The sequence below is a fragment of the Microbacterium luteolum genome (assembly GCF_039533965.1).
Taxonomy (GTDB): domain Bacteria; phylum Actinomycetota; class Actinomycetes; order Actinomycetales; family Microbacteriaceae; genus Microbacterium; species Microbacterium luteolum.
In genome coordinates this window covers 3,254,941-3,266,574 of the sequence record NZ_BAAAUN010000001.1, presented here as the reverse complement: position 1 = coordinate 3,266,574, position 11,634 = coordinate 3,254,941, and the positions used below count along the sequence as shown (strand labels likewise).

General features: G+C 70.5%; 12 protein-coding genes. 9 read left to right on the top strand and 3 right to left on the bottom strand.

Annotated elements, in window-relative coordinates:
- The first annotated feature begins 31 nt into the window (after window positions 1–31).
- The 6 genes from ABD648_RS15800 to ABD648_RS15775 are packed head-to-tail and all read left to right on the top strand — an operon-like array spanning window position 32 to window position 4,503.
- The gene (locus tag ABD648_RS15800; protein ID WP_282215913.1) at window positions 32–958 is read left to right on the top strand and encodes a carbohydrate ABC transporter permease; all 927 of its coding nucleotides are present in this window, start codon (window positions 32–34) and stop codon (window positions 956–958) included.
- Window positions 955–1,851, top strand: a complete 897-nt coding sequence (locus ABD648_RS15795) for a carbohydrate ABC transporter permease (protein ID WP_282215912.1) — start codon at window positions 955–957, stop codon at window positions 1,849–1,851. The genes ABD648_RS15800 and ABD648_RS15795 overlap by 4 nt, the downstream gene beginning before the upstream one ends.
- The gene (locus ABD648_RS15790; protein WP_282215911.1) at window positions 1,848–2,759 is read left to right on the top strand and encodes a Gfo/Idh/MocA family oxidoreductase; all 912 of its coding nucleotides are present in this window, start codon (window positions 1,848–1,850) and stop codon (window positions 2,757–2,759) included. Before ABD648_RS15795 ends, ABD648_RS15790 begins: the two co-directional genes overlap by 4 nt.
- 2 nt (window positions 2,760–2,761) lie before the next feature.
- Entirely contained in the window at window positions 2,762–3,760 is a 999-nt protein-coding gene (locus tag ABD648_RS15785; protein WP_486348113.1) for a formylglycine-generating enzyme family protein, read from the top strand.
- Window positions 3,761–3,790: 30 nt separating this feature from the next.
- On the top strand, window positions 3,791–4,156 hold the full coding sequence (locus ABD648_RS15780) for a YidH family protein (RefSeq protein ID WP_282215910.1): 366 nt from the start codon (window positions 3,791–3,793) through the stop codon (window positions 4,154–4,156).
- Window positions 4,153–4,503, top strand: coding sequence for a DUF202 domain-containing protein (locus ABD648_RS15775; protein ID WP_282215909.1), 351 nt, complete (start codon window positions 4,153–4,155; stop codon window positions 4,501–4,503). Before ABD648_RS15780 ends, ABD648_RS15775 begins: the two co-directional genes overlap by 4 nt.
- A gap of 41 nt (window positions 4,504–4,544) precedes the next feature.
- Here ABD648_RS15775 and ABD648_RS15770 read toward each other — a convergent pair whose 3' ends face one another.
- Entirely contained in the window at window positions 4,545–5,576 is a 1,032-nt protein-coding gene (locus ABD648_RS15770; protein WP_425561714.1) for a LacI family DNA-binding transcriptional regulator, read from the bottom strand.
- Between the two features lie 59 nt (window positions 5,577–5,635).
- On the opposite strand from ABD648_RS15770, the gene galT reads away from it, so the two are divergent.
- Genes galT through galE form a run of 3 tightly spaced genes read left to right on the top strand, consistent with a single transcriptional unit; the run spans window position 5,636 to window position 9,100 of the window.
- The gene (gene galT / locus ABD648_RS15765) at window positions 5,636–6,853 is read left to right on the top strand and encodes a galactose-1-phosphate uridylyltransferase (protein WP_282215908.1); all 1,218 of its coding nucleotides are present in this window, start codon (window positions 5,636–5,638) and stop codon (window positions 6,851–6,853) included.
- Window positions 6,850–8,073, top strand: coding sequence for a galactokinase (gene galK, locus ABD648_RS15760; protein ID WP_282215907.1), 1,224 nt, complete (start codon window positions 6,850–6,852; stop codon window positions 8,071–8,073). Before galT ends, galK begins: the two co-directional genes overlap by 4 nt.
- 49 nt (window positions 8,074–8,122) lie before the next feature.
- Window positions 8,123–9,100 (top strand): UDP-glucose 4-epimerase GalE, encoded by a 978-nt coding sequence (gene galE / locus ABD648_RS15755; RefSeq protein WP_282215906.1) that lies wholly within the window; start codon window positions 8,123–8,125, stop codon window positions 9,098–9,100.
- 259 nt (window positions 9,101–9,359) lie between these two features.
- Here galE and ABD648_RS15750 read toward each other — a convergent pair whose 3' ends face one another.
- Together ABD648_RS15750 and ABD648_RS15745 are read right to left on the bottom strand one after the other, a co-directional pair.
- Window positions 9,360–10,697, bottom strand: a complete 1,338-nt coding sequence (locus ABD648_RS15750) for an MFS transporter (protein WP_282215905.1) — start codon at window positions 10,695–10,697, stop codon at window positions 9,360–9,362.
- Window positions 10,694–11,623, bottom strand: coding sequence for a polysaccharide deacetylase family protein (locus ABD648_RS15745; RefSeq protein ID WP_282215904.1), 930 nt, complete (start codon window positions 11,621–11,623; stop codon window positions 10,694–10,696). Before ABD648_RS15745 ends, ABD648_RS15750 begins: the two co-directional genes overlap by 4 nt.
- Window positions 11,624–11,634: the final 11 nt, after the last annotated feature.

The window sequence follows — 11,634 nt, the reverse complement described above, 5'->3', positions numbered from 1 at the left end:
TCCGGCCCCCGCACCCACCCGAGAGGACGCCATGTCCGTCACCACCGCATCGCGCCGCACCACCGGCACCCGTGCCGCTGCGGGCCGCACCGCTCGCCGCCGCGAGGCGCTGGCCGGCATCCTGTTCGTCCTGCCGACCCTCGCGATCTTCGCCCTGTTCAAGTTCCTGCCGATCGCCGGAGCCGGGGCGATGAGTCTGACCCGGTACCGGCTCAACGGCGACATCGAGTTCCTCGGCGTCGACAACTACACCCGGCTGTTCGCTGATCCGCACTTCTGGCAGAGCCTGTGGGTCACGCTGCTCTACGTCGTGTTCTTCGTGCCGCTGATCATCGTCGTCTCGCTCGCCGGGGCCGTGCTGCTGAACCGACTGCTGCGACTGAGCGGGCTGTTCCGCGCCCTGCTGTTCGTGCCCTACCTGAGCTCCTTCGTCCTCGCCGGCATCGTCTGGAAATGGATCTTCGCCTCCGACGGCCCGCTGAACACCGTGATCACCTCGGTCGGACTGGAGCCGGTGCCGTTCCTCACCGGAGACCAGTGGCTCGTGCTGGCGAGCCTCGCGCTCGTCGCCGTCTGGAAGGGCTTCGGGTACTCCATGCTCATCTTCCTCGCGGGCCTCAAGGCGCAGCCCGCCGAAGTTCACGAGGCGGCGACCATCGACGGAGCGGGGCCGTGGAAGTCGTTCTGGCACATCACTCTTCCCCTGCTCAAGCCGGTGCTGTTCTTCGTCCTCGTGATCGAGACGATCGTCGGATTCCAGGTGTTCGACACGATCTACGTGATGACCGGCGGCGGCCCCGCCCGCGCGAGCTACAGCCTCATCTACTTCCTCTACGACCAGGGGTTCAAGTTCTTCGACTTCGGATACGCGGCGGCGGTCGGCATCGTGCTGTTCGTCATCGTTCTCATCCTCTCCCTCATCCAGCGGGGATTCTTCGAAAGGAAGGAGCGGTCATGACCTCGACCGCCATGACTCCCGCCGCAGCCGCGGACAGCATCCGTCCGTCCTCGCCCGCACCGGGCACGAAGCGCCCGCGTCGACGCCGCAGCACGGGCCAGACCTGGACGCTGGTCGCGCTCATCCTGATCTCGCTGTTCACCGTCGCCCCGCTGATCGCGGTCGTGATCCTCGCGCTGTCGCCCGCCGACGCACCGACGATCCCGCATGCGATCCCCGAGGCGCTCACCTTCGACAACATCATCCGGATCTTCCGGGTCGGCGAGTTCCCGCTCTGGGTGTGGAACTCGGTCGTCTACTCGGTGGTGTCGGTCGTCATCGTGCTCTTCACCGCGGCGATGGCCGCGTATGCCCTCGCCCGCAAGCGGTTCCCGGGGCGCAACGCCCTGCTGTGGTCGATCATCGCGACCCTCATGGTCCCGATGCAGGCGACGCTGATCCCGACGTTCATCCTCGTCGCCGGAGCGGGAGGCGTGAACACCCTGTGGGGCCTGATCCTGCCGACGCTCGCGAACGCGCAGGCCGTCTTCCTGATCCGGCAGTTCGTGATGGACATGCCGGACGAGCTCTTCGACGCCGCCCGCATCGATGGCGCCGGCGAGTGGCGCACGTTCGTCTCGATCGTCCTGCCGCTGATCAAGCCGGTGCTCGCGACCCTCGCGATCTTCGTCTTCCTCTGGCACTGGAACGACCTGCTCTGGCCGCTCGTCGTCGGCCAGTCCGACGAGGCGCGGACGCTCACGGTGGGGCTCGCGACGCTCAACACCGAGACGGTCTCGACGTCGAACATCATGGCGGCGGCGCTGATCAGCTTCGTCCCCTGCTTCCTGATCTTCATCTTCCTGCAGCGCCACATCGTCGAGAGCATCACGGCGAGCGGGATCAAGGGATGACGAGTCCGCAGCCGATCCGCTTCGGCCTGATCGGCGTCGACTCCTCGCACGCGCGGCAGTTCACGCGCCTGTTCGGCGACGGCCGCTCCGGACGCGTGCTCGGCGGAGTCGTGGCGACGGCCTGGAAAGCACCGACCTCGGCGGACTTCCCGCCCAGTCGCGACCGCAACGACGAGAACGCGAGGGCTCTCTCCGAAGCCGGTGTGCTGCTGCGGGATTCACCGGAGGCCGTGGCCGAGGCATCCGACGCCCTGCTGCTGGTGTCCTCCGACGTGCGCACGCGGCGCGAGCAGTTCGCCCGCATCGCCCCCTCGGGCAAGCCCGTGTATGTCGACACCAGGTTCGCGGTCGACGCGCAGGAGGCCAGGCACATGCTGCAGCTCGCCGCAGACTCCGGATGCCTGGTGCTCAGCGGCTCCCCGAAGCGATTCACGCCCGAGTTCCTCGCGCTGCCGGCCGCCGAGATCGAGTCGATCGAACTCCGCGGGCCCCTGGTCGTGCAGCCAGGGCATCCGGGTCTCTCCTGGTACGGCGTGCACCTCGTCGACCTCGCTGTGGCGCTCTTCGGGCCGGGGTGCGCGCTCGTCGAGCCCCGAGGCACCGGCGTGCGTCTGGTCTGGCCCGACGGGCGGAACGCGACGCTCAGCGGTCCCGCCGAGTGGGATCCGTGGACCCACGGGCGGGCACGGACGGCGACCGGCGAGATCGGGTTCGCGATCGAGTCGGAGGAGGACATGCTGACCGGTCTCCTCGAATCGGTCGTGCGGTCGTGCCGCAGCGGAGAGTCGAACATCGATCCCGCCGAGATCGTCGCGATCTCCGAGATCGTCGCCGCCGGCTCCGAGGCTCTGGCGAACCGCCTGCCCCTCGCTCTGACGAAACCTGCGCCGGATACCGGCGGCCGCTGATCGTGGCCGTCACAACGGATGAGAGTACCTGCGGACCTTCCTGCACATGCGGAACGCCGACCCGGAGCGCTCTGCTGACGATCGGCTGCGCGCCCGCCTCCTCCCCTTCCCCTGCCCTTCCGCTCGCCGGCGGCGCGGGACGACACTCCGTACCGCAGGCGATCATCCCCGCCGGACGCTTCGTCATGGGCGACTCGACCGGTGACGCCAACCGGGGCGACGGCGAGGAGCCACGGCATCCGGTGGCCCTCAACGGGTTCTCGATCGATGCCACGACCGTGACGAACGACGACTTCGCACGCTTCGTGGCAGACACCGGGTACCGCACCGAAGCGGAGACCTTCGGATACTCCGCGGTCTTCCATCTCGCGGTCGCCGCACGCGAGAGCGACATCATGGGCCCTGCGGCGATGACGCCGTGGTGGATCGGCGTCCGCGGTGCCGACTGGCGCCATCCCGGCGGGCGACTCTCGGATGCCGTGGACGACGGCCTCGGGGACCATCCTGTCGTTCACGTGAACTGGAACGACGCGGCAGCCTACGCCGACTGGGCCGGACGCCGGCTGCCGAGCGAAGCCGAATGGGAGTACGCCGCGCGCGGCGGGCTCGACGGCGCCCGATACCCCTGGGGCGACGAGGGCGTCGACGACGGCGGCTGGCGGGCGAACATCTGGCAGGGGCGCTTCCCGACCGAGAACACGATGGAGGACGGACACCTGACCACGGCACCCGCCGATGCGTTCGCCCCCAACGGCTACGGACTGCACCAGGCCGTGGGGAACGTCTGGGAGTGGTGCCGGGACTGGTACTCGGCGAGCGCCTACACGGAGGCCACCACCACATCGCCGACTGGCCCGGTTCACGGTACCGAGCGCGTCCTGCGCGGCGGCAGCTACCTGTGCCACGACTCCTACTGCAACCGGTACCGGAACTCCGCCCGCTCGCACAACACGCCCGACTCCTCGATGGGCAACGCGGGCTTCCGGACCGTCAGCAGATGAGGACAGCACGCAGATGAAGACAGCACGCAGATGAGCACGAGCAACCGATTCCCGGCATCCGTCTACCGATACGGTCACGAGGCGGACGCGAGGTTCACCCTCGCGAACGAGCGCACCTTCCTCGCCTGGGTCCGCACCGGTCTCGCCCTGATCGCCGGTGGCGTCGCACTGGAGCTCCTCGGGCTCGATCTCCACCCGGGGCTGCGGCTCGCCGCGTCGCTCGTGCTCGTCACCGCCGGCACGGTCATCCCCGCCCTGGCATGGCTCGGATGGTGCCGCACCGAACGGGCGCTGCGCGAGGATACGGCGCTGCCCGGCTCGGCCCTGAGCGCGCTGCTCGCGGCCGTCGTCGCGGTCGCGGGAGCGCTGGTGCTCCTGTCGATGGTCCTGCGGTGACGGCGCCGCCGTTCGATCGGGGCCTGCAGCCCGAGCGTTCGGAACTCGCGTGGCGGCGCACCGGTCTGGCGTTCGCCGTCACGTCGATCGTGGCGCTGCGCCTGCTCCCCGCGGTCTTCGACGATGCCCGCTGGGTCGTCGCCGGCGTGGTCGGCGTGCTGCTCTCGACAGTCCTGTGGACGCTCTCGCGGCGCCGAGGCCGACGCACGTCCGAGGCGCTCCGGGCACAGGGCCTCCGTGCGCGGCTGCCCGGAGGAGGCCTGGTCTTCGCCGTCTCGTTGGGGTTGAGCGTGGTCGGAGCCGCCGGGATCGTGGTCGTCCTCACCGCCGCGACCTCGCGCGGGTGAGCCTCGCGCGTGCGAGTCCGCGCGCTTGAATCCGGCGCGTGTCAGCGCGCGGCCGTACTGGCGCGCGCGACGAGCAGTGTCGGCACGACGGATGCCGCCGCTCCCCCGGCATCCTCCCCCTCGGCATCCTCGCCCTCGATCTCTGCGACCAGGGCACCGACGGTGCGCTGAGCGAGGGCCGTGAAGTCCTGGCGGATCGTGGTCAGCGGCGGGCGGTAGTTCGCGGCATCCGGTACGTCGTCGAAGCCGATCACGCTGACGTCCTCCGGCACGCGCCGGCCCGACTCGGCGAGCGCGCGCAGCAGACCGAGCGCCATCTGGTCGTTGGCGCAGAACACGGCGGATGCCGCAGCCAGGGCAGCACCGGCGCTGAACCCGGCGTCGGCGGTCCAGTCACCACGGACGATCTCGGGCGCATCGATCCCGGCGGCGGAGAGCGTCTCGCGCCATCCGCGCTCGCGCTCGGCCGCGGCGTACGAGTCGGCAGGGCCGGCGAGGTGATGCACGGTGCCGTGTCCGAGCTCGAGCAGATGCGCGGTCGCGGCGGCCGCTCCGCCATGGTGGTCGCTGTGCACGGCCGTGAACCCGGCATCCGTCGGCGCGTCGACCATGACGAGGCGCAGTCCCGCAGGGTGCTCGTCCGCGGAGACCTGAGCGGACGCCTCGTTGAGCACGATGGCCCCGTCGACCTCCTGCTCGGCCAGACGCTCGAAGGCGGAGGCGACCCCGTCGGCCGCCGTCGCGACCATGAGGGCGTAGCCGCGCTCCGCCGCTGCTTCGGCCGTGGCCTGCAGCATCCGGGAGTTTCCGACCGTGGCGAGGGTCGTGACCACGAGGCCGATCGTCTGCGACCGGCCGGTGCGCAGCGCGCGGGCGGCGCGGTGCGGGCGGTAGCCGAGTTCGGACATCGCCTGTTCCACGCGGGCCCTGGTGTCCGGGTCGACACGGGGACTGTCGTTGACCACCCGCGACACGGTCTGCCCGGAGACACCGGCGCGGGAGGCGACCATCGCCATCGACACGCGACCGGACGACGGGCGAGGTGAGCGTGAGTGGGGGGCGGTCACCGGCATCCTCCGTGCATAACTCAGGAATGTTGACGTTACCACAGAGATGTGCGTACCATGTTTACGTGAACACGGATAATCTTGCGGAGTTGCGCACAGAGACCCTCGGCGCCGGCGTCGTCAAGCGCGCCACGACCCTGGCCGACGGCCGCGACCTGATCTACTACGACGACCCGGAGACGACGCTCGGAGCCGAGCGCGCCGTCGACGCACGCACGCTCGACCCTCGCCCCGAGACCGCGACGATGCGCCTCGACGTGCTCACGGGCGACTGGATCACGGTCGCCGCGAACCGCCAGAACCGGGTCATGATGCCGAGCGCCTCGGCCGACCCGCTCGCGCCGCAGACGCCCGACAACCCGTCCGAGGTGCCGTCCCTCTACGACGTCGCCGTGTTCGAGAACCGCTCCCCCGCGTTCGGCCCCGCGCTGGCCGAGGCACTCGGCACGGCTCCCGCCGCCGCCAACCCTCCGCGCGGCCTCGACGACCTCGAAGCCCTCGGCCTCGGCCGCACCCGCACCTCGGTCGGTCGCTGCGAGGTCGTCTGCTTCAGCCCCGAGCACTCCGGGTCCTTCGGCACGCAGTCCGTGACGCGCGCCCGCACCGTGATCGAGGCCTGGGCGGATCGCACCGCCGCCCTCTCGAAGCTCCCCGGCATCGAGCAGATCTTCCCGTTCGAGAACCGGGGCGAGGCGATCGGCGTGACGCTCCCGCATCCGCACGGCCAGATCTACGCCTACCCCTACGTGACGCCGCGCACCACGCGCCTGCTGGATTCGATCGACCGCACCGCACCCGACCTGTTCCAGCACATCCTCGAATTCGAGCAGGCGTCCGAGCGCGTGGTCTTCCGCGGGGAGCACTGGACGGCGTTCGTGCCGTTCGCCGCGCGCTGGCCCCTGGAGGTGCACCTGATGCCGCACCGTCACGTGCCCGATTTCGCCGAGACGACGGATGCCGAGCGCGACGAGCTCGCCCCGCTGTACCTGCGCCTGCTGTCCGGTGTCGATGCGCTCTACGACTCCCCGACGCCGTACATCGCCGCGTGGCACCAGGCGCCGGTGAACGTCGGACGAGAGAGCGTGCGCCTGCACCTGCAGCTCACCAGCCCGCGCCGCGCCGCCGACAAGCTGAAGTTCCTCGCCGGGTCCGAGGCCGCGATGTGGGCCTGGGCCGCCGAGGTCACCCCTGAACAGGGGGCCGCCCGCATCCGCGAGGCGATCGAACGCGCAGCGACCGAAGAGTCCCTGAGCCCGTCGACGGATGGCGAGGTGTCCGCATGACTCTTTCCGAGACGCACGAGACCGAGACGCAGGATGCCGCACGCACCCTGTTCGTCGAGCTGACCGGCCGCGAGCCCGACGGGCTCTGGTCGGCGCCGGGACGGGTGAACCTCATCGGCGAACACACCGACTACAACGACGGCTTCGTCCTCCCGTTCGCGATCCCGCACCGTACGGTCGCCGCGGTCGGCCTCCGCGATGACGACCGCGGCCGCATCCGGGTCGCGTCGACCTTCGCGGCGGAGCCGGTCGAGGTCGCGCTCGACGACCTCGACGGACTGTTCCCCACTGCCTCCGGCGCGAAGCCCGCCGTGCCGGAGTGGGCCGCCTACCCGCTCGGCGTCGCGTGGGCGCTCCGCCAGGCGCTCGCGACGGACGGCGCCGACCATCCGTTCCGCGGGATGGACATCGCGATCGCCTCGGACGTGCCGGTCGGCGCGGGGCTCTCGTCCTCCGCCGCGATCGAGGGTGCCACGGCATCCGCCCTCAACGACCTCTGGGCGGCCGGGCTCGACCGCACCGCCCTCGCCCGCGTCGGCCGTCGCGCCGAGAACGAGGCGGTCGGCGCCCCGACGGGGATCATGGACCAGATGGCCTCGATGCTCGGTGAGCCGGATGCCGCGATCTTCCTCGACTGCCGCTCGCTGGAGGCGCAGCTCGTGCCGCTCGGTGTCGCCGAAGCCGGGCTCGCGATCCTCGTGATGGACACGCGCGTCGAGCACGCGCACTCCACAGGCGGTTACCGGGAGCGCCGCGCGTCGTGCGAGCTCGGCGCCGAGATCATGGGCGTCCCGGCACTCCGGGACGTGTCGGTCGACGACCTCCCCCGTGCCGCGGAGCTGCTGGACGACGTGACCTTCCGTCGCGTGCGGCACATCGTCACCGAGAACCAGCGCGTGCTCGACACCGTACGGGTGCTCCGCGAAGAGGGCGCGCGCGCGATCGGCGACCTGCTCGTCGCCTCGCACGTCTCGATGCGCGACGACTTCGAGATCTCCGTCCCGGAGCTGGACACGGCGGTCGACGCGGCGCTGGCGGCCGGCGCGCTCGGCGCGCGCATGACCGGCGGAGGATTCGGCGGGGCGGCGATCGCCCTGATCGAACGGGATGCCGTGGCGGGCGTATCGGAGGCCGTCACCGCGGCGTTCGCGGCATCCGGTTTCACCGCCCCGGTGCTCTTCACGGTCACGCCGTCCGCCGGCGCGCACCGCGACGCCTGACAGAATGAGTGATCGAGCCGCGATGAGTCTGCGGCAGGAGAGGAACGCCATGTCCTGGATCGTCACCGGCGGCGCCGGCTACATCGGATCCCACGTCGTCCGCGCTCTCGCGGATGCCGGCCTGACCCCCGTCGTCCTCGACGACCTGTCCAGCGGAGTCCCGTCATTCGTTCCGGAGGGCGTGCCCTTCGTGCAGGGCAGCATCCTCGATCGCGACCTCGTCGAGAAGGCGCTGCGCGATCATGATGCGGACGGCGTGATCCACGTCGCCGGTTTCAAGTACGCCGGCGTCTCGGTGCAGCGCCCGCTGCACACGTACGCACAGAACGTCGAGGGCACGCGCATCATCCTCGAGGCCATGGAGGCCGCGGGCGTCGCCAACATCGTCTTCTCCTCGTCGGCCGCCGTGTTCGGCACGCCTGACGTCGCCCTCGTCGAAGAGGACACCGCGAAGAAGCCGGCCAGCCCCTACGGGGAGTCCAAGCTCATCGGCGAATGGCTGCTGCGCGACCAGGCGATCGCGACCGCCGATTCCGCGCACCCGCTGCGCCACACGTCGCTGCGCTACTTCAATGTCGTCGGATCCGCCGACCCGACGGTCTACGACGTCAGCCCGCACAACCTCTTCCCGATCGTCTTCGAAGCACTGATCGCAGGGAAGACCCCGAAGATCTTCGGCGACGACTACGCCACGGAAGACGGCACCAACGTGCGCGACTACGTGCACGTCGGCGACATCGCGGCCGCGCACGTCGAGGCGGCGAAGCGCCTGGCCGGTGGTGAGCCCATCGAAGCCGCCTACAACCTCGGCTCCGGCGACGGCCTCAGCGTGAAGCAGATCATGGATGCCGTGGCCCGCGTGACCGGCATCGACTTCACCCCCGAGATCGGGCCGCGTCGCCCCGGCGACCCCGACCGCATCGTCGCCACCGGAGAGCTCGCAGCGCGCGACCTCGACTGGAAGATGCGGTACTCGGTGGACGAGATGGTGCGGACGGGCTGGGACGCTCGGCGTTCGGCTTCTTAGTCCGTTGTCGGTTTCTTAGGTTTCTCGGGGCGGGTGAGGGGATCGCGCCGCCGCTCGCAGAGCGGGGCGCCCCTCCCCGCAAGCGGGTCCCCTCCCCGATGCTCGCTTCGGCGCGATCCCCGCACCCGCAGCTTGCGTGACTGCGCGAGCTCCCCTGTTGTGGAGGTACATGGGGGCAGCGGCTCGCTTCGCTCGCCGACTGCGCCTTGCCGGGCGTTGAGCGAGCGAAGCGAGACGAAACGTCGCTCGGGCAGACCGCTCAGACGTCGCGCGAACGGATGGGGTAGAGCCAGAAGCAGAGCCAGGCGAGTGCGGTGAACCCGAGCGGGATCACCGCGAGCATCAGCCGGATGCCGCCGTCGACGGACTCCGGTTGCGCATCCTCGAGACCCGCGTCGAATCCGGATGCCGTCAGCACCCAGGCCGCGACCACCGCCTGCAGCACGACCGCCCCGCGCACCACGAAGCCGTTCACCCCGAAGTAGGCGCCTTCGCGGCGGTGGCCGGTGCGCACGGCATCCGCATCGATGATCTGCGCGAGCATCACCTCGAGCAGCTGCAGCAGCCCGCCGACTCCGACGCCGACGGCCACGCCGACGAGGGCCGCGCCGAGCACGTTCGACGGGGCGACGTAGCCGAGCACGGCGATTCCGAACACGGCCACGCTCCACAGCAGGGCCGTGCGCGGGCTGGTGCGCCGCACGACCGCGCTCCACAGCAGGATCGAGGGGATCGCGGTGACGAAGATCGCACCGAGCAGGATGCTGCTCTCGCCCTCGTCCGCGCCCAGCGAGTACCGCACGTAGAAGGGGATGGCGGCGAGGATCACGGCGATCGCGGTCTGCACGAACAGCGACCCGAGGACGTACGGGACGAACGCGCGGTTGCGGAACGTGTAGGTCAGCTGGTCGCGCCAGCGCATCGGGGCGGCGACCCTAGCCTCGCCGACGTCGGGCGCGCGCCGCTCGATCATGCCGCCGAGGAACGACCAGACGAGCAGCACCAGGCAGACGCCGCCGAGCACGATGGCCATGCCCGGCCATCCGATCGCGTCGTACAGGGCGGGGGCGCCGGCGGTTCCGAGCACCATGCCGAGGATCGCGAAGATCTGCCGCGGAACGTTCCCCCTGGACCGTTCCTCTGTCGTGCGGAAGATCTCGGGGAACAGGGCGGAGATGTTGAGCACCACCACCACGAACGCGATGTCGTAGACCGCGACGACGACGAGGAACCAGACGATGAGCCCCGCGACGGGGAGGTCGGGCGGCATCCACACCAGGGCGAAGGCCACGACGAGGGGCACGATGCCGAGACCGATCCACGGGACGCGCCGACCCCACGGGGTGCGCAGCCGGTCGGAGAGCGTTCCGACGACCGGGTTCAGCACCGCGTTGAGGATGCCGTGGGCGATCATCGCCACGGCGACCGCGCCTGCCGGTACCGCGAGATGCGAGACGTAGAAGTAGACGACGAACGCCGAGAACGTCTGCGCCATAAGCTGGGTGGGGAACCCGGAGGCCCCGAAGGCGATCGACTGCGCTCGCGTGGGTGCGGCGTCGAGCCGCCGTTCGCGCAGCCGTCCGCCCAGCGACGTCATCGGATACGGCTCCGCTGCAGGTCGCGTAAGTCGCGCCAGCCCACCCGCACGAGCGCTTCGTCCTCGATCGCCTGCAGCACCACCGGATCGCTGAGCAGCCGCTGCTCGTAGCCGCGCTTCGCGGCGCCGTAGTCGACCGCCGCGCGCAGCTCCTCGTCGTCGACCATCGGATGCAGGTAGATCTCGGTGAGCCCGGCCGGCACGGCGCGCAGCAGCGCGACGAAGCCTTCGCGCACCTGCTCGTACGTCTCTTCCCCGTCCGTGCCCTCGCCGAGGAGCTCGAACGGGTGGCTCCACAGCCGGTCGACGATCTCGACCCCCGCGGCATCGGCGCCCGCGGCGGCTTCGTCGAGCTTCGCCTGCAGCGCGGCATCCGCTCCGACGCCGTCCATGCTGCGCGGAAGGCGGAAGGGGAGACCGTGCCGGGCGGCGAGCTCGAACACGGGACGGAGGAAGTCGCGGCCGGTGAGGAGCCCGTAGACCGAGCCCATGTGGTTGTCGAGGTGTGTCACGTCGACGCCCGCATCGAGCGCGGCCTGCAGCTGCGCGGCGATCTCCGCGGCGACGTCGGCATCCGCGGCGGTCCGCTCGACGACTGCGGTGTCGGCGGGGAAGAATCCGTCGGCGTCGACGAGGGTCGTCGATGTTCCGGTGAGCGGACGCCAGCGGTAGCGGCTCCATTCGCTGGTCAGCACGAGGTGCACGCCGATGTCGAGATCGGTGCGGGATGCCGCGAACGCGAGCGCCTCCGGCGACCAGGAGCACGGCACCATCAGGGTCGTCGAGTCGATCCTGCCGGCGGTGAGCAGGTCGACGATGGCGGTGTTGGCGGCATGGCACATGCCGAAGTCGTCGGCGTTGAGGATGATGGCCCGCGCGCCCGGGGCGAGTCCGAGTCGATCGGCGAGGTCGGACGGAACGGTCATCGGCTGGTCCT